The 24,272-nt window shown below is 58.9% G+C and carries 16 protein-coding genes; 5 read left to right on the top strand and 11 right to left on the bottom strand.

Going from position 1 to position 24,272, the window contains the following annotated elements; translation table 11 throughout:
• The 10 genes from V7660_RS16515 to V7660_RS16560 all read right to left on the bottom strand — a co-directional run bounded on the left by V7660_RS16515 (position 1) and on the right by V7660_RS16560 (position 15,386).
• Positions 1-2,622 carry a TonB-dependent receptor plug domain-containing protein gene (locus tag V7660_RS16515; protein ID WP_335604151.1) on the bottom strand — a complete coding sequence of 874 codons (2,622 nt, stop codon included), beginning with the start codon at positions 2,620-2,622 and terminating at the stop codon, positions 1-3.
• Positions 2,623-2,977: 355 nt separating this feature from the next.
• The gene (locus tag V7660_RS16520) at positions 2,978-3,577 is read right to left on the bottom strand and encodes an ANTAR domain-containing response regulator (RefSeq protein ID WP_335604152.1); all 600 of its coding nucleotides are present in this window, start codon (positions 3,575-3,577) and stop codon (positions 2,978-2,980) included.
• A gap of 434 nt (positions 3,578-4,011) precedes the next feature.
• The gene (locus tag V7660_RS16525) at positions 4,012-6,687 is read right to left on the bottom strand and encodes a TonB-dependent receptor (RefSeq protein WP_335604153.1); all 2,676 of its coding nucleotides are present in this window, start codon (positions 6,685-6,687) and stop codon (positions 4,012-4,014) included.
• Between the two features lie 146 nt (positions 6,688-6,833).
• Positions 6,834-8,126: an aminotransferase class V-fold PLP-dependent enzyme gene (locus V7660_RS16530; protein ID WP_335604154.1), complete on the bottom strand. Its 1,293-nt coding sequence runs from the start codon at positions 8,124-8,126 to the stop codon at positions 6,834-6,836.
• Positions 8,127-8,142: 16 nt separating this feature from the next.
• Positions 8,143-10,566, bottom strand: a complete 2,424-nt coding sequence (locus tag V7660_RS16535) for a TonB-dependent receptor plug domain-containing protein (RefSeq protein WP_335604155.1) — start codon at positions 10,564-10,566, stop codon at positions 8,143-8,145.
• A gap of 141 nt (positions 10,567-10,707) precedes the next feature.
• Positions 10,708-11,712 carry a FecR family protein gene (locus tag V7660_RS16540; protein ID WP_335604156.1) on the bottom strand — a complete coding sequence of 335 codons (1,005 nt, stop codon included), beginning with the start codon at positions 11,710-11,712 and terminating at the stop codon, positions 10,708-10,710.
• 62 nt (positions 11,713-11,774) lie between these two features.
• On the bottom strand, positions 11,775-12,368 hold the full coding sequence (locus V7660_RS16545) for an RNA polymerase sigma factor (protein WP_335604157.1): 594 nt from the start codon (positions 12,366-12,368) through the stop codon (positions 11,775-11,777).
• Between the two features lie 143 nt (positions 12,369-12,511).
• Positions 12,512-13,525 (bottom strand): phosphonate ABC transporter, permease protein PhnE, encoded by a 1,014-nt coding sequence (gene phnE, locus V7660_RS16550; protein WP_335604158.1) that lies wholly within the window; start codon positions 13,523-13,525, stop codon positions 12,512-12,514.
• Position 13,526: 1 nt separating this feature from the next.
• On the bottom strand, positions 13,527-14,315 hold the full coding sequence (locus tag V7660_RS16555) for a phosphonate ABC transporter ATP-binding protein (RefSeq protein ID WP_335604159.1): 789 nt from the start codon (positions 14,313-14,315) through the stop codon (positions 13,527-13,529).
• A gap of 33 nt (positions 14,316-14,348) precedes the next feature.
• Complete coding sequence (locus tag V7660_RS16560) at positions 14,349-15,386, bottom strand: phosphate/phosphite/phosphonate ABC transporter substrate-binding protein (protein WP_335604160.1); 1,038 nt, start codon at positions 15,384-15,386, stop codon at positions 14,349-14,351.
• 62 nt (positions 15,387-15,448) lie between these two features.
• Between V7660_RS16560 and V7660_RS16565 the strand changes: the two genes are divergently transcribed.
• Positions 15,449-16,351 (top strand): MurR/RpiR family transcriptional regulator, encoded by a 903-nt coding sequence (locus tag V7660_RS16565; RefSeq protein WP_335604161.1) that lies wholly within the window; start codon positions 15,449-15,451, stop codon positions 16,349-16,351.
• Position 16,352: 1 nt separating this feature from the next.
• On the opposite strand, the gene V7660_RS16570 is transcribed toward V7660_RS16565, so the two are convergent.
• On the bottom strand, positions 16,353-17,123 hold the full coding sequence (locus V7660_RS16570; protein WP_335604162.1) for an HAD-IIA family hydrolase: 771 nt from the start codon (positions 17,121-17,123) through the stop codon (positions 16,353-16,355).
• Positions 17,124-17,382: 259 nt separating this feature from the next.
• Here V7660_RS16570 and V7660_RS16575 point away from each other — a divergent pair, with 259 nt between their 5' ends.
• From V7660_RS16575 to V7660_RS16590, 4 genes are all read left to right on the top strand, one after another.
• Positions 17,383-20,004, top strand: coding sequence for a TonB-dependent receptor plug domain-containing protein (locus V7660_RS16575; RefSeq protein WP_335604163.1), 2,622 nt, complete (start codon positions 17,383-17,385; stop codon positions 20,002-20,004).
• A 162-nt stretch (positions 20,005-20,166) separates the two neighbouring features.
• Positions 20,167-21,294, top strand: a complete 1,128-nt coding sequence (locus V7660_RS16580) for an Sb-PDE family phosphodiesterase (protein WP_335604164.1) — start codon at positions 20,167-20,169, stop codon at positions 21,292-21,294.
• A 204-nt stretch (positions 21,295-21,498) separates the two neighbouring features.
• On the top strand, positions 21,499-23,676 hold the full coding sequence (locus V7660_RS16585; protein ID WP_335604165.1) for a TonB-dependent siderophore receptor: 2,178 nt from the start codon (positions 21,499-21,501) through the stop codon (positions 23,674-23,676).
• Positions 23,677-23,687: 11 nt separating this feature from the next.
• Positions 23,688-24,269, top strand: coding sequence for a hypothetical protein (locus V7660_RS16590; RefSeq protein ID WP_335604166.1), 582 nt, complete (start codon positions 23,688-23,690; stop codon positions 24,267-24,269).
• Positions 24,270-24,272: the final 3 nt, after the last annotated feature.

Here is a 24,272-nt window from a genome sequence, read left to right on the forward strand (position 1 = left end):
TCAGAACGAGGCCGATGCCTTGACGTAATAATAGCCGCCTTGCCAATCGACGACCGAGTCGGACCGATAGATCCGTCCACAGCATGACTCGCCGATGGCCGCGTCGCCGGCATCGGGATAATTGTCGAAGGCGTTTCGAGCACCGGCCGAAAGGGTCAGCATTTCGTCAACTTGATAGGAGGCTTCGAAGTCGAACAGAATTTCTCCGTCCCATTCCTGAATATCGACGAGCGTCGTATCAGCGGCGTTTTCATACCCGCCATAATAGTTGGCGCGGCCGAGAAGGGTGACTGGTCCAATTTCGTGAAGGACCGTGAACACCCCCCGCCAGTTCGGTGTCCCGTTCAGGAAGTCGAACTGGCTTTCTTCATTGAACAGGGCGTCCACATCGCTGTCGAATTCGGTCTTGTTGTAGTTTACTGAACCCGTGAAGCTGGTGCTCTGCCCATTGCTCCAGGCCTTGGCATAGGTCCCAACGATATCCACACCAGAAGTGGTCGTGTCGAAGGCATTGGTGAAGTAGAACACGCCGCCGATCGATTCAGCTCCCGTCACTCCGGCGTTGACCAGCGCGAGATAGTTATCATACGCCCCGCCGGCTGACGGATCGCTTGAAACATCCTGAGTAGAGATGGCATTGACGCGATCAGCCAGATCAATCTGGTAGAAGTCGACTGTCAGGCTCATATTGTCGAAATTCGACGTCATACCCAGCGTATAATTGGTCGAGGTTTCCGGCTGCAGGGGCGTCGCCCCCAGAGCTTGAGCAACGGGTCCACTGGCCGGGAAAAGACCGGTCGCAACCGGGAAGCCGTTTGGCAACCGGGTCGACACATTGGTCGTGCCCTGTTGGCCTGGCGTCGGCGCCCGGAACCCTGTGCCGATCGAACTGCGAAGAGCGAACACGTCGTTGATTTCGTAACGTCCGGCGATCTTCCACACGGTTTCGGCATCGAAGTCCGAATAGCTTTCGTAGCGCAGGGCCCCTTGCAGGAAGAGGTTCTCCGTCACGTCTGCGCTCAAATCGGCGTAGATGGCATGGGAATCGCGGGTGTAGTCTTCCGAGAAGGCTGGCGAATAGCCCGGGAATCCATTCGATCCCACGCCGACAACCTGATAAACCGGATCGTCTTCATCAGAACAGTCAAGCGTCGAGCCGGCAGCCATGACCGCGAGGCCCGCTGCAGTGGGAGCCATCGCGTCACAGAAGCCAAAAGGATCCGCGTTGGCGAAGGGTCCATCTTCATAGGACGCAACGTCGCCTTCGACCAATTCGTAGGCTTCGTCCAGATAACTGGCGCCAAAGGCAAAGACCAACGGACTGGTCAGACCCACTTCAATTTCCTTGGAGAAGTCGGCCTGCAGTTGCATCTCTTCATTGATCAGGTCACCAGGACGGAAAACCGTCGGCGAATCCGGGCCCATTGACGGGTTGATCGTGTTGGCGAGCGTGTACTGGATTTCATTGTGCCCATAGCGGGCGCTGAGATCGTAGTCGAAGCCAGCAACGAGGCCGCGTAGACCGCCTACAAACGAATAGTCGATCACGTCCCCAAAGAAGCGCGGGGTGAAGCCGCCCGGAAAGATCTCCAGAGGCGAATAGATTGAACCATCTTCAAGGCGCAAGTCCTCAATCGTGCCATTTCCGGGATAACGATAGAAGAAGCCGCCATCAGACTTGCTGCTGGAATAGTTGCCGAAAGAATAGAGTTCGGCGTTGTCGCTGACGGTATAGGCAGAATTGTAGAACAACCGCACGGCTTCGCTGGTAGGCTGTCCCCATGGCTGGACAGCTCCAAAGTCTCCCAGAGATGCAAATGGAACCCCTTCCACAAATTCAGGTGTAAGGTCGTCGACATAGCTTGCCGTTGGATCGAAATCCGGGTTGTTGGGATCGAGACAGAACCAGGATTCACAATACTGCTCGCTGCGGCTGGTCGCATCGGCTTTGCTGACTTCGCCTGAAACACTCAGGAAACCCTTTCCGCCCAGATCAAAACCGTAATTTCCGGAGACAGTGTACTGGAAGCCGTCGCCTTCAAAATACTGGCCGACATCGACGCTAACGGAGCCGCCTTCGGAATTATCCTTGAGAATGAAGTTGATGACCCCAGCGATGGCATCCGAGCCGTACTGGGCGGCGGCACCGTCGCGAAGCACTTCAATACTCTTCAGGGCAGCCGCAGGGATGGTTGCAACATCAGGCCCTTGTGTCCCGGATCCGCCGATGGTCACCAGAGCTGCACGGTGACGTCGCTTGGAGTTCACCAAGACCAGCGTCTTGTCGGTTGGAAGACCGCGCATTTCTGCGGGCCGGATGAAGGAACTTCCGTCAGAGATGGGCTGCCGTGACAGTGAATAGGACGGTATCAGCGTTTTCAGGATATCGTTTGTATCCGTGAAGGGGACCGCATTGAGTTCGTCCTCGCCGAGGACGTCGATAGGCACCGGCGAATCCTGAACGGACCGGGGCTTCCCGCGAGACCCGGTGACGGTAATTGCTTCCTGGACAGATACAGCATCAACTGCACCTTCCTGAGCATGGGCGGTTGCAATCATGGAAAGGCTGGCTGCAGTAATCGCGCAGGACAGCAAATGTGATCTGAATTTCGTTACTCTCATAATGTATTGACCCCTCTATTCGCCCCCAGGCGAATTCAATATGTCCATCAGTAAGCGGACGGTAAGTCGATGTCGCTGGACGCTCCTGAGCGTTTGCGATCGAATTGATTTTGAGAGGCCCGCCTTTGGGCCAGGGCAGCTAAGGGCTGCAGAAGACACGCCTTTGTGCCTTCGAACCGAAGTCCCTCTTTGGACTTGCTAAAACCTTTTCAGGTCAAAAAAACGCTGGGTAGGGGAACGTAATGCACAATAGGGAATGAGCGGGGTTTGCCGAAATTTCGCGCACACTCGCTTTGCTTGGGTGAAACTTCGTGCAGAGGAAACATATCTGACGCGTTGCATCTTCCCTGTCACATCAAGGTAACAGGTCAGACATCGAAATGAGGGCGTCACAAACGCTTTTCAGGGATTTTCCCTGACGCATCGCCATTGAGCGTAGCGTTTTATAAGCTTCCTCTTCACTCATGCCACGCGTTTGCATGAGCAGTCCTTTTGCGCGCTCCACAATCTTTCGGGCGGCGAGGCTGTCCTTTGATTTTTGCAACTCGCCATGAAGGGCTGTCACCAGCCGATGCCGCTCCAGGGCGACAGTGATCAGGGGGGCGATGCGCGACGGGGTGAGGCCGTCGACAACGAATGAGGTGACGCCCGCACGAATGGCGTGTGGCGCGAGGCCTTCATCGTCACGCTCGACGAACCAGATGATCGGGAGCTGTTTCGCGGTGGCCAATCGTTCGGCCGTGGCGATATGTTCTGGATCGACGGAAGCAGAGGAGATGATGAGCAGGTCGGGCGTGCTACGCAGGATGTCTGTGGATACCTCAGAAAATGAGAATGTATCCACTTGTCTGAAGGTTGAGCCAGTCGGCAGTCCCTCCTGAATTTTGGCGACATCTTCCTGCGCCGCAGCGATAACCAGCACGGAAAGTGCCGAGAGATTCGCTCGGTCCGGCATGTTCAAAGCACACTCCCTCTACCCGTATTCCAACAGGTCTTGCTTTGGTGCTGACTTGTTTTGCTTGAACGCATGGCACACCCCCGTTCGGTAACTTCGCTCCTCATCTGTTTGAGTTGAACGCTCTCCTTCCAACTCATTGTATTTAGATGGGAATGATTTTTCCGACTTTTTTAGTCCGGAAGAGCTTCAAAGCTGCAGTTCATGCATATTTGAGCAAGATTAGGACAAAGCTGCCTGTTCTTTGATTTTGGGAAGAATTGGGTTTGATACACTGTATCAACTATTTAGGCGCGTATTGGAGGGGCGTCACAGCGTTTGCCCGGAGGGTAGTCATACCGCTGCGGAAGGGGAGCTCGAGTTGGAGCAAGATCGTGTAGGGACGAGCTGAGTTGTTCCGAAACAGCACGGTCCGGCTATCCGGCCAGGCGGCCTCAGAGTTTGAGATCGTATCGTATGTAGAAGAGGCCGCCATCTGTATCGTAAGGCGCGTTACGGGAATATATCAGACCCTTGCTGGCCTGCCTTTCTGCTTCGTCGGGGTAGGCGTTGAACAGGTTTTCCACGCCTGCCCGGATGACAGTTTGGTCTGTCAGGTCAAAGGCAATGCTTGCATCCACGAAGACTTCAGACCCGAATGTCTGGACCTGGTCTCCCGCCTCGTTCAGATAGTCCTGCCACGGGCCAAAGCGCCGTAGCTTGCCACTCACCGTGATCCGGTCCTTCTGGTAGCGGAGGCTCGCCAGCATGGAATTCCGCGGATGGAGGTTCTCGAACCGTGAGACGCGGGAGGGGTTGTCGAGGAAGCTGGCATTCAGAACTTCGGTATGATTGGTGTTGTAGATAAGCCCGAGGTCCAGGGCTCCGCCAGCCAGGTCGGTTGCGTACCGGATGGCGACATCCACGCCGCTGGTTCGCGTCTCGAAGTCATTCTGGTAGAAGAAGACGGTGGTAATGCTTTCTCCGCCGGGAACGCCCAATGCGGTCAGGCTGGCCCGCTCCTCCGGCGTCAGAATGAATTCATCTGAGGTGAAGATCCGATCATGCAGGTCTATATTGTAGGCATCGAGGCTTGCCGCAAAACCCGGTATGGGTTGCCAGACGAGGCCGGCAGAAAGGCTTTCAGATGTCTCTGGCGAAAGTGACGAGATATCGGTGTCCGGCCTTTGGCTGATAATGGTGGCCACCTCGCCGGTCGGCGTGAACCGGCCCGCAGTGAAAATGTCGAGCGTTTCGGCATCCACGCCCTGGGACGTGCGTTCCGAATAGAGCTGCGCCGGCGTGGGAGCCTTGAAACCCGTTGATGCCGTCGCGCGAAAGGCGAGCGTGTGCGTCAAATCCTGTCGCAATGCCAGCTTGCCGATGAACTGGCTCCCAAAGGAGTCGAAGTCTTCGAACCTGACGGCCAGCCCGGCCCGCGTGGTGGCCGTCAGATGGGCCGTCGCGTCGACATAAGCGGCCCAGTTAGTCTGGTCGTGGGTTTTTGACTGCATCGGCGTATAGCCTGGAAACCCGTTCGAGCCCGAGGTCAGCCCGTCCGTAGCGCCGGGGCCGATTTCGTAGGAGGCCAGATCGCCCGCCAGCGTCGTATATTGCTCAACTCTCCGTTCCAGCCCAAACGCCAATTCCACCGGGCCTTCGGCAATGCCGGGCGCGTTCCACTCCGTCTGAAAATCAGCGTTCAGATTATACTCGCGTTGGCGCAGGCCGCCGGCATCGAATTCGAACGGGCTGGCGGGCCCCATGGAGGCGTTGATCGTTTTGTAGAGAAAATAGTCGATCTGGTTCTCACCAAAGCCAGCGCTGAGATCATAGTGGAGGCCGGCTTTGCTCTTGCCCTTCAAGCCCAGCGTGGCCGCACTATCGCGCTCTTCCTGGCCGAACTGGGGTTTGAACCCATGAGGGTACACATCGCGCAGCGTCCAGCCTTCGAACGCGTCACTTTCTGCATAGGCGCTTTGGGCTTCCGGGCTCCGCCAATTGAAATCGGAAACGCCTTGTCCCCAACTCAGGCTGGCGAGGCCATACATCTCTCCGAAAGCCGTGGCCATGTTGCCATTGGTGAGCAGACGGAAATCCTCGCGTTCCGGCTGGCCCCATTTCTGGACGGGATCACTGAGATTGGCCTCTGGATGCGCCTCCATATAGGCCATCGCGTCCAGTCTTTGCCGGGCGCGAGACGTCGCGGCGGCATGGCTGTAGTCGAGGTTGACGCGGACGCCATGCGTGCCTGTTCGATGCCCGGCGCCGAGACCAAGGCGTTTCTGGACACCGTCACCTTCATAATACTGGCTGTACTGAGCAAATCCGTCGGTCATCGCGTCCCGGCGTGTGATGATATTGATCACTCCGGCGATGGCGTCGGATCCATACTGGGCAGATGCGCCATCCCGCAGCACTTCGACCCGGTCGATGGCATTGGTCGGGATCATGGCGAGATCCGGTGACTGCGATCCCCCGGCATTCAGCATGGCGGACCGGTGCCGGCGTTTACCATCGACCAGAATGAGGGTGTGATCGGCGGACAGGTTTCGCAGGCTGTAGGGCCTGACGAACACTGCGCCATCGCTCAGGGGGCGACGTTGCGCGAAAAATCCGGGCAGGATTTCCGCGATCACATCCGTGAGATCATCTGACACCGGCGCGCCAAGTGTCGCGCGATCCAGCACGTCCACGGGAGAAAGGCTCTCAATTGCCGGCGACCCAGCGCGCGTGCCGGTGACGACCACCGTGTCATAGATCCGGAGGGGCTCGAAACTCGCAAAGGGCGTGGGACGGGCAAGGGGACGGGCGAAGTGTAGTGAGCCGGGCTGAGGCTCCGCCGAACGGCGGACCACCCACACGCCGCTGACCTTGGAAGTGAATTCGAGGTCGGTATCTTCCAGCAACGCACTTAAGGCTTCGCGGGCCGTCATGGTGCCCGTGATCTGTCTTGACTGTGTGCCTGACAGGTCTGCGGATTCAGCGATGATGACGGTGTCGAGCTGTTCGGACAGCTGGTTCAAAGCCTCTGAGAGCGACCCCGCTGGAATGCGGATCGCATGGTCCTGAGCGACCGCCGGAACTGTCAGGAAGGCGCAGCTTGCCAGATACAATAAGACGGATCGCATGAGCCCCTCAGGCGGAACCACGAATGAGTGGATCAGTTCAACCTGTTACAAGCGGACAGCGATGACAGCCTGATGACAATGGCGAAAGACTGCAGCGATTCCGCACACATGGCGCGACCATGCCACAGTCTTCCAACCATATTTCGTCAGATTTCCATCAGGAGCTGTCGCAGTGCGCCCACAAGTTTCAAGCAATCGTCCGGTGTGTTGTAGAGGGCCGGTGTGACCCGCACACATGCTCCGTTCGAGACGCCTGTGCGGTGAACCGTGAACACGCCATGCTGAGACAAGCGCCGGACGATATCCTTGTTCGCGTCCACGCTGGTCATGCCTTTGACCCTGAACGATGTGATCCCTGCATGTAGCCGGGGGTCATCAGGTGTCAGGATGTCCAGACGGTCCACGCTGCGCATCTCGCCGACCCAGAGATCGCGTAAATAGGCCAGCCGGGCTTCCTTGTGAGCCGGGCCAACCATTTCGTGAAAATCGAGCGCGTCATTGATGGTCAGAAGGGTTGCGAAATTTGTCGTGCCCGTGTGCAGGCGGTGGTGGATGGTGCCGATGCCGTCCGGGCGTTCAGAAATGTTCGGGGCGATATCGGCCAGTCTTGAGCGGCGAATATACATAAGCCCGGCGCCAATGGGGGCGCCCATCCATTTGTGCAGATTGAACCCGACAAAATCTGCGCCGAGATCGTCGATCCGGAAATCTGTCTGTCCCCAGGAATGGGCGGCGTCCACGACGCAATCCACTCCGTGTTGGCGTGCCATCTCCACGATATTTCGGACGGGAATCTTCAGGCCGGTGCGGTGGCTGATATGGGTCAGCAACAGCAGGCGAACCTGCGGATTGTCGGTCAGGGCCGTCCGGTAGAATTCAATCAGTTCATCATGGGTGACGGGCTCAGGAATGACGATCCGTACGACGCCCGCTCCCTTCCGCTCGGCCAGAGTTTCCATCGCGACTTGCATGGAATCATAATCGAGGTCGGCATACATGACGGCGTTGCCCGGTTGTAGCAGCCGGTAGCCGCCGATCAGGGCCTGCAGAGCTTCCGTGGCGCCCCGTGTTAGTGCGATCTCATCCTCGCCGGCGCCTAGCATGGCGGCAAGCCGTTGCTGGATGGGCTGGAGGTCCTTGTAGAAATTCTGCCGCGCATACGAGGAGTTCTCCCGGTTCACGCGTTCGGTATGACGAAAGAATGCTTCCATGACCGGCCGGGCCATGAGGCCCCAATAGCCGTTCTCGAAGTTCACGATATTCGGCGTCACGTCGTATTGCGCGGCGATCTTTTGCCAATAGATCTCGTCCTGGGCGAGATTGACCTCTGGGCCTTCGTCTACAGACAGTGGAACGGGGCCAGCATACGCTGCGGCAGCATTAAAGGACGCTGCTGTCGCAGTGGCGCCCTTCATGACCAGTCGTCTGGTAAGTTTCATGTCCTGTCCTTCGGGATCAGAAGCTGAAGTCCAGGCGGACATAATACTGGCCGCCATCGGTGTCGTAGGGGGCATTCCGCGAATAGATCAGTCCACGGCTGGCCTGGTAGGTCGCTTCGTCCGGATATTGGTCGAAGACGTTCTCTGCGCCAACACGCACTTTCATGTTGTCATTTACCTGATAGGTCGCGCCGAGGTCAAACAGCATCATTGCACCGAAATCCTGGAAGATGTCCCCATCAGAATTGCCAGAATAGTCGCGCCACTCGCCATAGTAACGCATCCGGCCGAACACATTCCAGTTTCCGACCGTGTAGGTGGCCTGAAGGTTTCCGGTATGCTCAGGAATGCCTTTCTCGAACCGGTCAGCTGCCGTTTCATTCGCAGCGAAATCGCCGCCTGTCACTTCGGTCTTGTTATAATTGTAGGCGCCGGTCAGATTCATCTCGCCCGGCCCGACTTCGTATTTGTAGGTCAGGACCAGGTCGACGCCCTTGGTCTGGGTGTCAAAATCATTCTGGAAGAAGTTGACGGCTGTGATCGTGTCCGCTCCTGCAACGCCGAGCGCAGCCAGTTCGGCACGTTCCTCATCCGTCAGCGAGAAGGCGGCGGATGTGCTCAGACGGTTGGTGACGTCGATCTGGTAGACATCAACTGTCGCGGAAAGACCTGCATTCGAATTCCAGGCAAGGCCGGCGGTCAGGTTTTCAGACTCTTCGGGCTCCAGCGGAAGGATATCAACCCCGTCACGCAGGCTGATGACATCGGCGATTGGCCCCTGCGGGCTGTAGCGGCCGCGCGTGAAGATGTTCAGCGTGGTCGTGTCGAGGCCTTGCGAGGTGCGTTCGGAGAAGAGCTGGCCCGGGGTTGGCGCCCGGAAGCCGGTTGACGCCGTGGCGCGCAGGGCGAGGTTCGGGCTGACTTCGTAGCGTGTGGACAGCTTGCCGTTCGTGTCATTGCCGAACTCCGAGAAATCCTCGAAGCGCACAGCAGCGCCGACGGTCCAGCGGTCCGTAATCGGGGCTTCGACGTCAACATAGGCAGCATAGCTGGTCTGGTCGGATGAACCAGACTGTTCCGGGGAGAAGCCCGGGAAGCCGTTCGAGCCGGACGGGAAGCCTTCCGGAGCGAGCGGGCCAATCGCAAAGGAAGCATATTCACCCGCGCCAATCTCATACTCTTCGGTGCGCTGCTCGGCGCCGAAGGCGAAGGTCATGTCTTCGGCCAGGAAGTCGAGCGTGGCCCGATAGGCGAAGTCTGCGTTGAAGGTCAGCTCCGACTGGGTCAGCGTACCGATGTCAAAGGAGGTCGGGCTGGCTGAACCGAGCGAGGCATTGATCGAATTGTACATGAAGTATTCGATCTGGTTGCGGCCATAGCCTGCGCTCAGATCGTAGGAGAAGCGACCGTCATTGTTGCTGCGATAGCCGCCGGTCAGCGCGAAGTCATTGTCGTCCTGCCCGAAGCGCGGCGAGAATCCGGCCGGGAAGGTTTCAGAGAGATCATAGTCCGGATCGATCGCGCTTTCGCCGAAGGCGCTGGTCGTCAGCGGATTGCGCCAGTTGAAATCGGTGACGCCGGAGCCAAAGCCATAGGTGCTGAAGACATAGGCTTCGGAACCGTCCAGGTCGTAAGCGCCGTTCAGGGCAAAACGATAGGCCTGGCGCTCAGGCTGGCCCCAGTTCTGGACCGGGTTCGGGACGTTCAATTGCGGGAAGGCCTCTTGCAGCGCAATTGCATCTGCCCGCTGGCGGGAGCGGGAGGTCGGCTGAGCGTCGGTGTATTCGCCGGACAGGTTCAGGTAGCCATTGTCGAACACAAAGCCCTGCTGGACGCCAAGACGATACTGCTCACCATCGCCTTCATAATACTGGCCAGCCTGGGCAAACGCGTTGAAGCCCGCCTGGTCGTCGAGGATGATGTTGATGACGCCCGCGATGGCGTCGGAGCCATACTGTGCCGATGCGCCGTCGCGCAGAACTTCGATCTGCTTGATGGCATAGGATGGGATCTGGGCGAGGTCAGCGGACTGGGCGCCATTGCCGCCGAGCATGGCGGAGCGGTGGTGGCGCTTGCCGTTGACGAGGACGAGCGTGTGGTCCGGCGACAGGGAGCGCAGCGTGGCAGGACGCACGAAGACCTGTCCGTCCGCCATCGGAAGGCGTTTGACGTTGAAGGACGGCACGAGCTGGGACAGCGTATCCATGACTTCGTCGGAGGCGGTCAGGTCAATGGCGGAGTCGGAGATCACGTCGACCGGGGCAAGGCTGTCAAAAGCGGTGCGCGGCGCGCCGCGTGTGCCGGTCACGATCACGGTTTGCTGGATCTTGGTGTCGTCCTGGTCGGCGGAGGTCTGGGCGTGTGCGGCGTGACCAAGGCACAGGGCTGCGCCCGATGCCGTCAGGACGAGCGCTTTGCGCAGGCTGATGGAAGAAGTCATGATGTTCCCCTCATGAGAAATGTACGGACGCCAAGCAGTGCGCCCGCGCCACGCCCTTGCGTGGTCAGAGGGAAGACAGATCAGGGAACGATCTATTTCAGGGATTTGGCAAACTTCACAAAAGCTTCACCGGACGCGTCGCTAGTCGCCCTGTGTGATCAGGATGTCGTCCTGGCGGGACTCGATGGCCACCGGGTAGGCGGCATCCAGCCCGGCCAGAACCTGCTCGATCTGGTCGACCGGGAAGGACAGGGTGAGGTGCAGGTCGGCGGGGGCGGTGGGCGACAGCCGGATCGGCCGATCGCTGTACTGGTTCATGTCCGCCACAATATAGCGCAGCGGCGCATCCACGAAGGACAGGCGGCCGGACCGCCAGGACAATTCCTGGCCGGCGTCGAAGGTCATGACCTCGCTGATGCCGTGCGTCGCGTCAGACACGATTTTTTCCCCGGCGGTCAGATCCTGCCGGCTTCCGGTGGCGGGTGAGGTCACGCGGACATGGCCATGGTCGACGGCCACCGCGACGAAGTCCGGCCGCGTCTTGATATCGAACCGGGTTCCGAGCACCCGCACATTCACATCATCTGTATGGACGGTCAGCGGACGGGCTTCATCACGGGCGATATCAAAATAGGCATTGCCTGAAACGAGTTCCAGAGTGCGGCCGTCTGGCGTGAATTCGCCTGTCAGTTTGCTGGCCCCCCCGAGCGTCACCCTGCTGCCATCTGACAGCGTGATGGTCTCGATCTCGCCCGTCACGGTCGCGTAGAGAAGTGTCTCTGTCGGTGCCGGCTGCATCAGCAGGAAACCAATTCCGGTCGCGACAGCGAGGCTCGCGGCCATGGCGCCCCCCACGAGGAACCGCCGGGTCATGCTGTTTCGAGGACGAAACTCTGTCACACTGTCCCTGTGGGTCAGCAGGTTTTCGATGCCGTCAACCTCTCCGAGGGCCTCCCAGATAGACTGGGCCTTTTCATAGGCGCGCTTGTTGTCATCGGAGGCAGCCAGCCATTCGGCAAAGGCAAGGCGGTCGGCTTCAGTGTCTTCACCGGAAGACAGGCGTAACACCCAAGCGCGCGCCACTGCGGCCCGCTTGTTGTCGTCCTGTGGTGCGCTGCCGCGCGAATTCTCTCCTGGAGGCGTCATGCACACGACTCCCGAACTGATCTCTGGAAAGGAATACGAAGGGTTTGCATCAACAGGCGCCTCTACCGATCCAACTCGGCTTGCAGCAGCGCCATGACCTTGTTGAGCTGGCGCGAGATATCCGCCTGACTCCACCCCGTCTCCTGCCTGATCTCATCATAAGTCTGTCCCCTGAACCGGCTCCGGAGCAGGATTTCACGCTGTTTCGGCGGCAATTGCCGAATGACATGCGCGACCCGCTCAAGATCCTGCTTACCCATGAAGACAGATTCGGCTGATTTTTCTTCCAGACGTTGTGAAAAATTGCTTTCAAGCTGGCTGCGAACAAAGGCGCGGCTGCGTTTCAGCTTGTCATTGGAGTTCAGGCATATGTTTACCGCCGTCCGGAACAGGAAGGCACGGGGTGAATGAATACGCTCCAGATCGTCCAGTTCGGCAATCTTCGAAAATGCGGCCTGCGCGACATCCTCGGGGTCGGGCGGCCCCACACCATACACTTTGCGGAGCCGGCCCACCAGTTCTGCATAATGCAAGCGGAACAGGCTGTTCAGGAAACTGGTACGTTGGCGGGCCGCGTCAGTCAGGGGCGCGGACACAGGGTCGCCGGGCATGAGGGTGCGCGGTGACCGGTCCCGCTCATTCACTTTCGCCTGCATGTCGCCGCCATCCCTCAATCGGAGTTTGCTATTGGCGATGAAGTGCAAAACTTATGTGACCGTCGTTTAAAACTAACGTGAAAGTGCAGGCCCTGTTTGCTGGAGAATTGCCAGTCCTTCGCCTCGTTCTAATCGGGAACAGTTCAGACCAACCGGTTCCGGAATCGGGCTGACACAACGTCCAGCGCCATGACGGTCAGGAAGATGACCAGCAGCATGGTACCAACGCGGTCATACTGGAACATGTCGAATCGGCCTTTCAGCTCCTGGCCGATCCCGCCGGCGCCGACGAGGCCGATCACGGTCGCCATGCGGATGTTGCGGTCGAGAATGTAGAGCGAGAGGCCCGTATAACTGGGCAGGACCTGAGGCAGGACGGCCAGTCTGAGAATGGCAAAAGTGCCCGCGCCGGTCGCCTTCAATGCGTGCTGGGGGCTGGTATTCGCCGCCTCGATATCTTCGGCGTAGAATTTTCCGAGAAAGCCAATGCTGTGAAAGGTCAGGGCCAGGATGCCGGCAATCGGCCCGAACCCGAAGGCCAGGACAAGGAACAGGGCGCTGATCAATTCCGGGATCGAACGGAGCAGCGAGACAAAAGATCTGGCGCCAGCATAGATGATGGGATGCGGCGAATAATTTCCGGCGCATAGCCATGCCAGCGGCAGGCTCACCAATATGGCGATCAAGCTTGCCCAGATGGCGATCTCGATGGTCTCCACCATCTTGCCGAGCACAAAGACAAGATACCCAATCGGTTCGACCAGAAAGCGTCGCTCGGACACACTTGTCGTCATTTGCAGCGTCTCGGGATCCAGCTCGGTGGTCTCGATATCCACCGTCTCGATATGTGAGAGGAATGGCAGTTCCGTTTCGTCCAATCCGTCCATCAGGTCGATCGGCCGCCGTTCGGCAATGGCGATCGGGAACATGTCGCGCGTCACGCTTTCCATGCCCCGGCCAATCTGCGAGCTTTCTCGCAGGCCCACGGTCTCAAGCGCGAAGTCGCCGATCTGGCTGGCCATGCGGTCGAATTGCATACGCTCGGCTGAGACGAGCGAAACCGCCAGCACCATGAACAGGACGAGCAGGGACCGCCATCCGAAAGGTTGCTTCAGGTGCCAGTCTCGCGCCCCGGAATCTTGTGCAACGTCCGACATGTCAGGCGACCTCCATGCGGATGATTGTCGAGCTGTCGTCCATATCGAAAATGGCCTGCATCTCCTCGCGCGTCAGGGCAGTGGGCGGGCCGTCGAAGACGATGGCGCCGTGGCTGAGGCCGATGATCCTGTCAGCATATTTGCGCGCCAGATCGATCTGGTGAAGCGAACAGAGCACTGCCGCGCCACGCTCCTGCGCCGCGCTCTTCAGCAGCGTCATGATTTCAACAGATGATTTCGGATCAAGGCTGGCAACCGGTTCGTCCGCAAGGATCAGGCTCGGGTCGGAGATCAGCGCCCGCGCGATGCCGACCCGCTGCTTCTGTCCGCCGGATAGTTTGCTCGCCCGTCGGTTCGCGTGATTTTCCGAGAGGCCGACCCGCGAGAGAAGTGCGCAGGCCTGCCGCTGGATCTGGTCGGGATAGAGTTGCAGGGCGACGCGCCACGCGCTCAGTGTGGCGGCCAGGCCGGACATCACATTCTGGGCGGCGGTCAATCTGTCTGACAGGCCGAAATCCTGATGCACCATGCCGACCCTACGTAGCCGCTTTCGGGTGAGGGGTTTGCCATGAAGCCGGATGTCTCCCGCGTCGGGCTCGGTCAGCCCGGCAATGCATTTCAGCAGGGTGGATTTTCCGGACCCGGACGAGCCGAGTATGACACAGAAACAGCCCGGCGCGATACTTAGCGAGAAATTCTCGAGCACGGCCGGTCCGTTCTTGTAGGATTTGAACACTCCGGAAAGTTCCAGCGCAGGAGCGTCTGGCGCCTGGGGTTTCTCATCTGTCATGTCGGGAACTGTACCGTAGGGATTGGGGAGGAATCAGCCGCGCTGAGAGGCGTCGGCCTTGCGCAGGATCGCGGCCCGGTAATCATCGTCGAGGAAGGATGTGGCAGATATTACGCTGTCGAACAGGTCTTCACTGGCCTCAGTATTATATCGGTCGACCTGCTTGCCACCATAGCCGCGTATGGAGGCCGGGTTGATGCCGTCGGCCTCATGAATGCCGGACATGGCCTTCTTCAACTCTGCCTTGATCCCCTCTGGCAGCGCGGTATTCATCGCGATGGGCGGATTTGGGATCGGGTCGGATTTGGCCAGTATGCGAAAGACGCGCGGGTCGAGGCTGCCCTGGTTCACGGCGCGTTCGAAGGACACAAACGACGCGCCCGCAGCATCCACAAGGCCGTTCTTCAGCGCTAGCAGGCTGTTGGTGTGGCTCCCGGTCACCCGGAGGGCCGAAAGATCCTTTAGCGGATCAAGTCCGGCATCTTTCAACATCACCAGGGGATAGGCAAAACTGCTGGCGGAATGGCTGGACCCGAGCGCCAGTGATCCGCCTGACAGGTCGGCAACCGAACTGGCATCCGAGTCGGCGGCAACAAACAGGCCGGCATAATAGGTCGAAGCGCCGTCTCTTTCCTCTACCGCCAGCAACTCCGCGCAGCCGCGGTCACGGGCTTCGAGATAGGAGGCTGGACCATACCAGACGATATCCGTCAGGCCCGCGCACATGGCTTCGATCACGGCCGCATAGCTTTGTCCGGTACTGACCGTGAAGTGCAAATCGCTGGACCGTGTGATGGCATCGAACAATGGCTGGAAGTCTGCCTTGGTGCCGTCTTCCGTGCCGCCATCCGCAGGGATCAGCATGACCCGGATGGGCTTTTGCGGGCTCCCGATCTCCTGTGCATGAGATGGAAATGTCGAAAACGCGCTCAACACGACAAGCAAGGCGGCGTACAGGATGCGCATGTTCAAATCCCCAGTCTCACCCGGCGGCGTCATGGATTGATGCGCCGCAACATTATGATGGAAGGGAGTAGCACCCGCTTGTGACATTGGTGTTACGGAATTCATATATCCTTGATAAAAGTTGAGTAGTATTCAACTGATAGACAAAGAAGTGCAAAGGGATGCAAATGTCTGAGAGCAAGGCAAAGCGTAAATCCGCTGTGAAAAAGCGCGCGGATGTGGCCATTGTGGACAATGTCATGACACGTATCCGGGTGCGCCACCCATCGCTTGGGCCCAGCACGCGGTCGATCGCTGATTTCGTTCTGGCCAATCCGAGGCAGGTGGTCGGCATGTCGGTGACCGAGCTTGCCGAAGCGACCGGCGCCAGCGATGGCAGCGTCATCAATTTCTGTCGTCAGCTGGACCTTTCCGGCTTCCAGCAGCTGAAGCTCAGCCTGGCTCAGGAAGTGGTACAGCCGGTCCAGTTCATCCATGAGGATCTCCAGCCGACTGACGATACGCCCACGGTTTGCCGGAAGATGTTCCATGCGGGCGTGCAGGCACTGAAGGATACATTGTCAATTCTCGATGCAGATGCCGTCTCCGCTGCGGTGGACATCATTCGCGCGGCCAAGCGGGTCGAGATTTATGGCATCGGGTCCTCGGCGCCGATTGCCGAGGATGCCCAATACAGGATGTTGCGGATCGGCCTGGATGCGCGGGTCGTGGTGGATAGTCATGTGCAGGCGATCAGTGCGTCCCAGACAGGCCCTGACGTCGCCGTGCTGACGATTTCGCACTCGGGTGCAACACATGAGACACTTGCTGCGACCAGATTGGCGAAGGATGCGGGGGCGAAGACGATTATCGTGACCAATTTCTCGAGCTCGCCGCTGCAGGCCTATGCGGATGTGAAACTGTTCACGATGGCGCGCGAAACCAAGTTCCGGACCGAGGCCATGACCAGCCGGATTGCCCAGCTCTGCGTGCTGGATGCGCTGATCGCGGCACTGGCTTTGGCCGATTACGACCGGGCAACGGACACGCTCCGGAAGACCTTCGATGTGTTGTCGCTGAAGCGGTTCTAGCCTAGCGCGCCTGTAACAGCGTTTCGAACACGTCCGGCGATTTCGCGGAGGTCAGGATCGCCTTGATTCCCAATGCCTTTGCTCCGGCAAGGTCCGTGGTGGGATTGTCCCCCAGCATCACCAGCTGGTCTGGCGACAGGTCCAGCGCCTGGCATCCCATGCGAAACAGATGCGGTGAAGGTTTTCCCACGATATCCCATTTTGTTTCATCCAGTTTCACGCACGCCCGGATCGCCGCCAGAAGCGCTCCGGTTTCGGGCTTCAGGCCGCCATCTTTTCCGGGGTGGGTGGAATCCGGATTGGCCACGATGAGGTGGGCGCCCCGGGTGAGGGAATTTACCGCCCGCTCAAGGCGGCGATAGGTGAAGCGCCGGTCCCGGAGAAGCACGATGACGTCGGCGTCTTCCTGGGTGAGGTCGAGCCCCATCTTCTTGGCGGCCCCGCGCATATGCGGATCGCCGAGGACCATCACTTTCGCCCCGGTAAAATCCGTGGCGCGCTTGAGCGCTTCCATGCCCGCCAGGACGATCTGGTTGCGATCCAGTTGAATTTCATTGCATGCCAGTATTTCCAGAAAGTCTTCCGGTGTGCATGTGGAGTTGTTTGAAACGATGGCGGTGCGCTTTTGGTTGGCGCGCAGGAAATCCGCAGCTGCGGGGACGAGCGTGTTGCCGAGCGCGCAGCACCCATCCCAGTCCACGAGAAAGCCCGAGGCCGTCCGGGCCAGGTTGGCAATATCTTCCGAACGCGAGGCTGGGAACTCGTAGGCCATATTTCACTCCGATGAAAAACAATCTGTCATTGAGAATTCCTCAATTACAAATCGGCATCGAAGTAAATATCATTCATACAATGTTTTCTTAATCTTCATCGAAGTGTCGTGTTGAGCCTCTAGAGCAGCCTCGTGGCAAGCGGCGTCGTTCGCGCTGCGCCACAGCCTGCTGATGGTTGGCGGGCGTTGGGGTTAGATGGAGAGACCAGCGATGAGACTTGATAAGAACAGAAGTTTGAGATTCGGTTTGAGCATCCTGATGGCGACTGCGGCTGTTCCGGCGGTGCTGGCGCAACAGGCTGATGACCGGGATGATTCCCGCCGCATGGAGACCATCCGGGTTGAGGGCCAGACGGTCGATGCATCCGCATCCGACATCGCCGTGGACTTTGCCGAATACGGCACGCAGGTGCAGTTGATCAGTTCGGACGAGATCGAGACGGGCGGTTTCACGAACTTTGGCGAACTGGCTTCCGGCCTGATCCGGGGAGCCAATATCGGCTATTCGCCGGATGAGGGCGAGTTCACGATCCGGATCGATGGCGGCACCGACCGCGACACCTTGTTGCTCGTGGATGGCGTGCCCTTCTTCGACCGGTCATCCCCTCTGGAAGACCTCTGGCCGGCAACGGCCATTGATCCCCGCATGATCGAAGGCGTCGAAGTCTATCGCGGCGGCAACAGCCTGTATTTCGGATCGAATGGCGGCCTGGGTGTCGTGAGCGTGAAGACGAAGCGGCCCGATGGCACGCAAAAAGGCCAGTTCGGTGTTTATACCGGCTCGTTCAAGACCCGTGAGATCTATGGCAACATGTCCTTCCCGCTGGACAAGGCGGGCAAGCATTCCATCCTGGTCTATGGGCGCTCCTATGAAACAGACGCCCACGAACTGTTCGATGAAGCAGCCTATGGTGACAATGTGCTGGCGCTCGGCGGACGGCACGAATTCCCGTACAGCTTCAACAGCCTGGGCATGAAGTATCTCTGGGATATTGCCCCGGAAACCGAATTGCTGCTGGGCGCGTCCTATACGACGATCGATTTTCGTGACTCGTTCCCGCAAAGCACAGTCTTCCAGCCGAACTTCACCGAATTCCCGATCTACACGGCCGAATTCAAACATCGCTTCAATGACAAGCTGAAGTTCAATTTCGAAGCGCATTACCAGGATCCCCAACTCAAAAACAATGAGATCGACGCCCAGATCTGCCAGATTCCGCGCCTGTCGGACCTGCCAGCGGACATCCAGGCGATTGCCGAAGGGCAGGGGATTTCCGGCTTTTCCACCGCCTCTGAATTCGAAAGCTTCGCAGCAGGTATTTCCGGTCTCGCCGCAGGGTGTGTGACCAATCCGGTCGGCAGCACCGGCAGCGCATCGGATGATAGCTGGAATGGCGGCAGCTCGTTCTACATCAACCAGGACCCGGATAGCCCGTTCTACGGCCAGCCTTATGGCACGCAACAGAATCCGTTCCCGATTGGCGCGCCTATCGGCTATGTCGTGCAATCTACGGCGAGCTTCGGAGATGGTGGCCTGACCAAGGGCTTCGGCACGACCGACCAGCGGGAATCCGGGTATGTGGATTACGGTTTGAATGCGCGGGCCACTTATACGGTCAACGAGTATGTCGAGCTTGTCGCCGGTCTGCAAAATACAACCTACACGGATAATTCCGACGCATCCTTCGGGGTCAAGGATGTAACGCTGTCGAGCACCGGCATCTATGGGGATCTTCGGCTCTCCCTGCCGGTTCTTGACGGGTTCAGCGGCTCGTTCGCGGCCCGCCAGGATTTCAACGACAATTTCGATGACCAGTCGATCTGGAAAGTCGGCCTGCGTCAGGATTTCGGCTACGGTCTTTATGCGCGCGGCTCGGGCGGTACATCCTACAGCCTTCCGAAAATTGATGAAATCGGCGCTTTCGGCTCCGGTGCGAACATCAATCCCGGCCTCCAGCCACAGGAAGTCAGCGCTTTCAATGTCGGTGCAGGTATTGATGGTGACATCTTCGGCGGAACCTACAATGTCGAAATCGGGTACTTCGAAACCGAGATCAAGAATTTGTTCTCAAGCCGGGCAATTGGTGCGGTCTGCTATGAATACGCAAACGATATCGCCAACCCGCTCTTCAATAATCTGACCAATGACACCACTGCCATCGAGCGCAATCGCCAGAACATCGTTCCGCCGAACGATTTCTGCGCAACCGCCGCAGCGGGCCTGAACGATCCGGACGAGTCGGTTGCCGTGAACGCGGTGGCCCAACAGGATATCGAAGGGATCACCCTGGATGTCGCGTTCGACTTCGACAAATGGCAAGCGGACTTCAGCTTCACGGACATGGAATCCCTGGAGCCGAACCCGGTCTTTGGTGCGATGGCCCGTCTTGACGGCACTACCACCGATCTGGGCTTTGTCGTGCCGGGTCATGCCGGAGGTTCGGAATACCGTCAGTCCTCAGAACGCCCTGAATGGACACTGTCCGGGCTCGTCACCTACACACCGACGGATCGCTGGGTGTTCGCCCTGAACCCGCGTTGGCAGGGGCCGGAATGGGCCTATGCCGGCACCAGCCTCGCCCGTATGGTAGATGAGGACGGCAACCGCGTCGTCGAAGACCTGAACTTTGGGGACTATTTTGTCCTGAACGGTTCGGTCCAGTACTTCCTTGGCGATGAGAAACAGCACCGCTTCCTCATTCGCGGTGTGAATCTTCTCGACGAAGAGTATTACGAGCGCGCCTCCGGGGGCTCAGGCTACAGCCGTGACCGCGCCGTGGTTCGCGGGGAAGTTGGTCCGAACGACAGCGCCTATTACCGCCAGTATGGCTGGAACGGGAAGCCGCGCTCCTTCTGGATCCAGTACGAGTACTCCTTCTAGTCATCCAATGGCCCGGTCCCGTGCAGACGGGACCGGGCTGCCCCGTTTGGATGATTACAGGCTGCCGGCGTTTGTCCCCACGTCGGCAGCCACCCCTTACCAAGTGTCACGGAGGTGAGATGCAGCCGTGATTAAACAGACGCCTACACAAGGAAGAGAGACATGAGATTCAGTTTCCTATGCATGGGCCTGACGGCCATGATCGCCGGTACCACAGCCACCGCGCATGAGCGCGCGGTCGAGTTTCCCGACACTGCCGACGGCAGCGTCGTGCTGGCCGCTGACTTGCACACCCATTCGGTGTTTTCCGACGGAGAAGTCTGGCCGTCGATCCGGGTCAAGGAAGCCCATCTGGATGGCCTGCAGGTGCTGGCGGTGACCGAGCACCTCGAACACCAGCCCCACAAGGCCGACATGCCCCACCCGGATCGCAATCGGTCCTATGAAGTGGCGGAGGAAGTGCGCGCCAGTTCCGAGTTCGACCTGATGGTCATCAATGGCGCCGAAGTGACCCATGACCAGCCCTATGGCCACATCAATGCGATCTTCCTGGATGATGCAAACGCCCTGCTGGTGGAAGAGCCGAAGCAGGCGATGGAAGCCGCGAAAGCGCAAGGGGCCTTCGTGTTCCTGAACCATCCCAACTGGTTGCCCCACATGCCGGACGGGATCGCGCGCCTGAGTTCTTATCACAAGGAACTGATCGCAGAGGGCCTGTTGCAGGGCGTCGAAGTAGCCAACGGCACGCTGGACGGCCATTCGGAACACGCGCTCCAGATTGCGCTCGACAACAATCTCACCGTGCTCGGAACCTCTGACATTCACGGCCTTGTTGACTGGACGCATGATGCCGGCACCGGCGGGCACCGTCCGATGACGCTGGTCCTTGCCAAGGATGCCAGCCAGGCGGCGTTCAAGCAGGCCCTGTTCGATGGCCGCACGGTGGCCTGGTCCTATGATGATCTGCTGGGCCGGGAAGAGAATGTGAAGGCGGTCGTCGATGCCTGCCTGTCGCTTGAAGCGCAGCCGGCCCAGCGTAATTACACGGTGATTTCGGCGACCATCGTGAATACGTGTCCTGTGAACTTCACCTTGCTCAACCAGAGTGAAGAGACGTTCCAGAATACCGGCGATGTTCTGATGGTGAAGCGGAATGCGGAGACGCCGATCACGGTGCGCACCAAGACCGGCGAAGGTCAGATGGCGCTGAGCTTTGACGTGCTGAATGCCCAGATCGGCTTCCGCAAGGCGCTTTCCACCACGCTCGAGACGGCCATCCCGGCCGAGTAAGTCTCGCTCACTTCCGAGACGTGTATCCCATTGAGAGCGCACATCCATTGGGTGTGCGCTCTCTTCTGTGATGGCCCGACCACACTGTTGCAAGGTCAGCTGGAAAGCGGACCGAATTGCGATTGACTTGCAATGGCATTTCCCCTAGTCGGCAATTAATATTGAGACACATTCTCAAAAACTGCCAATTCAGGGGTCATAGAAATGGACGTATCGCGGATCAGCGCTGTCAGTACGATTGCGCTTGTTATGGGTTTGGCATGCGCCGCTCCGGCCTGGGCGCAGTCTTCCGGTGAAGGCGACCCCGAAGAGAGTCGTCAGGAAACCGTTATTGTCACGGGCACAACGGGCTCGTTCGGCGCGACCAAGACGGAAACCCCGATTGTCGAGACGGCGCGGTCGCTGTCGGTTGAAACCTCCGACATGTTCATCGACAAGGGCGCGTTGAAACTGGCCGAAACGCTGACCTATGTGGCGGGCGTGACCGCCGAACCCTATGGGTTCTCCACGCGCGGCGACTTCCCGTTCTCCCGGGGACTCAGCATCCCGCGCTATCGCGACTCTATCCAGGAACTCTTCGGCAGCTACAATTCCACCCGCGCCGATGTGTACACAATCGAGCAGGTCGAAGTGCTCAAGGGGCCTGCTTCGGTGCTCTACGGTCAGGGCTCGCCGGGCGGTATCGTCAACTATGTGTCCAAGGCGCCGCTTGAGGAATTTGGCGGGGAGATTGCGGCGCAGGTCGGCAATTATGATCACTACCAGATTGCGGGCGATGTGACCGGACCGATTGCGGGCTCTGAGGGAAAGCTGCTCTATCGGATGGTCGCCCTCTACCGGGATACGGGAACGCAGATTGACCAGGTGGATGAAACGACGTCTGTCCTGATGCCCTCGCTCAGCTGGCTGCCAACCCCGGACACCAGGTTCACGGTTATTGGGCTCCTTCAGGACACGGACAGCGATGCGGCCGCGCAATTCATTCCTGTGGACGGCACCTTGACCCCGCACAGCGTCACCGGCGAATACCTCGACACAAATGTATATGCCGGTGAGCCGGGCTTCAATCGCTACAACACGGACTCGCAACAGGTTACCTTGCTGGGCGAGCACCGTATCAATGATGTGTTCAAGCTTGAGGGAACGGCGCTCTGGCGGTCAGGCGAAGCTGACTATCATCAGGCCTGGCCGGTCTTCTATGGCCCGCGCTATTTGAACCAGATTCTGGAGGCGACCCCTGCCTTGCAGGCTGCAGCAGACCTGCAGGGACTGACGTTCACCGATACGACTGTTCCGCGGACCTTCTATCAGGGTGACAACACGTTCGACCAGTTGGCGGGCGATCTGCGCCTGCGCGCGGAATTCTCCACCGGAGATTTTGACCACCATGTCCTTGCCGGCCTCCAATACCAGGATGTCGAGACGGACAGTGATTCCGCCTATTATTTCGGGGGTGGCGTTCTGGCAGGCGATTTCCGCTACGTTCTGGATCTCGCCAATCCGGTCTATGGCAACTATCCCGATCAGGCGACGTTCGACGCAATCTACAGCGACACGCCTGCCTCCACCGTGCAGGATCTCGGCATCTATGTCTCCGACCAGATTTCTTACGAGAACTGGCGCTTCACGCTGGGCGTCCGCAGCGACAATGTCGAAAATGACAGCGGGACTGCCGTTCAGGATGATGACGCGATCTCAACCAGCGTGGGCGTGCTCTACCGGTTCGACAATGGCTTCGCGCCCTATGCCAGCTATTCGGAATCTTTCGAGACGGTCGTCGGGACGGATACGACCACAGGCAACCCGCTCAAACCGCAGGAAGCCACACAGTATGAAGTGGGCGTGAAGTATGAGCCGCGTGCCTTCCCGGGGCTCATCACGATCAACTATTTCGACATCGAGATTTCCAATCTGGACAATCCGAATTCCCTGCCAGGTGCGGCGTCCCAACAGGAAGGCGTGGGCAAGCTGAAGGGCTTTGAATTCGAGAGCCATGTCCAGCTCGAGGAAGTCTATCTCCAGGCAGCGATCTCAACGCTGGATGCTGAAGACCCGAACGGATTCCAACTGGCCGCTGCTCCGGAAACGCAGGCGTCTCTATGGGCCAGCTGGCGACCGGAAGGTCGCTGGTCGGGGTTCAAGACGGGCGCGGGTATTCGCTATGTTGGCGAGACGGTTTCCGAGAACGGGACCCTTCGCTATGTGACGCCGGACTACACGCTCGGCGATTTGATGGTCGGCTATGAGTGGGAGACCTGGGACTTCCAGGTGAATGCCCGCAATTTGACCGATGAGGAATACCTCACGGGCTGCCTGACGCGGGGCGATTGCTTCCCCGGCCAGCGCCGGACGGTCGTGGCCAGCCTTCGCTATAAATTCTAAGGCAGGCCTGGATGACCGCAACGGACTATCTATTGGCAATCCTTGCCGTCCTCGGAGGGGTTTCCGGTCTTGCGCTGCTCTTCACCGTATGGCGCAAGCCCGGGCGGCCGGGCTTGCTGGCGCTCGGATGGGCGCTGGTGGTGGCGAGCCTTGTCGTCTGGTTCATGGTCAATCTGGATCGGGGCGTGGCGCAAATTGCCTCGCTCCTGATGCTGGTCGTAGCGGGCGCGATCACCGTGCCCGGGCTTTTGGGAACCAATGGCCTTCAGGCCCCCCTTCGCGAACGGGACGCGCCCGCCGGGGCGCCCCGGTCCGCCTTGCAGCGGACGGGCGGTATTGCCTCCGGCATCTGGACTTTCCTCCTGGCCGGACCCATCGCAGGCGCGATTTCGATCTATGCAGGCGGAGCCATTTTGCGCGCCACCGCCCCGGATACGGGCAGTCCGACCAATGCTGCCGTGACAGCTTTCATCATCAGCCTGTTTCTCTGGGCATTGCTGAGTACGCTGCTACTCATGGAAAAACGTAAACTGCGCCGCACCCTGTATGCGGCGGCCGCCTTGGCGGTCGTGCTCTGCGCCGCATTCATCTAGCCA

This window comes from Hyphomonas sp. (genome assembly GCF_036964145.1).
Taxonomy (GTDB): domain Bacteria; phylum Pseudomonadota; class Alphaproteobacteria; order Caulobacterales; family Hyphomonadaceae; genus Hyphomonas.

Coding starts and splice junctions, on each gene's coding strand:
- V7660_RS16580 (WP_335604164.1), top strand. CDS start 20,167: ATGAGATTCAGTTTCCTATGCATGGGCCTGACGGCCATGATCGCCGGT.
- phnE (WP_335604158.1), bottom strand. CDS start 13,525: ATGTCGGACGTTGCACAAGATTCCGGGGCGCGAGACTGGCACCTGAAG.
- V7660_RS16565 (WP_335604161.1), top strand. CDS start 15,449: ATGTCTGAGAGCAAGGCAAAGCGTAAATCCGCTGTGAAAAAGCGCGCG.
- V7660_RS16525 (WP_335604153.1), bottom strand. CDS start 6,687: ATGCGATCCGTCTTATTGTATCTGGCAAGCTGCGCCTTCCTGACAGTT.
- V7660_RS16520 (WP_335604152.1), bottom strand. CDS start 3,577: ATGCCGGACCGAGCGAATCTCTCGGCACTTTCCGTGCTGGTTATCGCT.
- V7660_RS16585 (WP_335604165.1), top strand. CDS start 21,499: ATGGACGTATCGCGGATCAGCGCTGTCAGTACGATTGCGCTTGTTATG.
- V7660_RS16560 (WP_335604160.1), bottom strand. CDS start 15,386: ATGAATTCCGTAACACCAATGTCACAAGCGGGTGCTACTCCCTTCCAT.
- V7660_RS16530 (WP_335604154.1), bottom strand. CDS start 8,126: ATGAAACTTACCAGACGACTGGTCATGAAGGGCGCCACTGCGACAGCA.
- V7660_RS16515 (WP_335604151.1), bottom strand. CDS start 2,622: ATGAGAGTAACGAAATTCAGATCACATTTGCTGTCCTGCGCGATTACT.
- V7660_RS16570 (WP_335604162.1), bottom strand. CDS start 17,123: ATGGCCTACGAGTTCCCAGCCTCGCGTTCGGAAGATATTGCCAACCTG.
- V7660_RS16540 (WP_335604156.1), bottom strand. CDS start 11,712: ATGACGCCTCCAGGAGAGAATTCGCGCGGCAGCGCACCACAGGACGAC.
- V7660_RS16555 (WP_335604159.1), bottom strand. CDS start 14,315: ATGACAGATGAGAAACCCCAGGCGCCAGACGCTCCTGCGCTGGAACTT.
- V7660_RS16590 (WP_335604166.1), top strand. CDS start 23,688: ATGACCGCAACGGACTATCTATTGGCAATCCTTGCCGTCCTCGGAGGG.
- V7660_RS16545 (WP_335604157.1), bottom strand. CDS start 12,368: ATGCAGGCGAAAGTGAATGAGCGGGACCGGTCACCGCGCACCCTCATG.
- V7660_RS16575 (WP_335604163.1), top strand. CDS start 17,383: ATGGCGACTGCGGCTGTTCCGGCGGTGCTGGCGCAACAGGCTGATGAC.
- V7660_RS16535 (WP_335604155.1), bottom strand. CDS start 10,566: ATGACTTCTTCCATCAGCCTGCGCAAAGCGCTCGTCCTGACGGCATCG.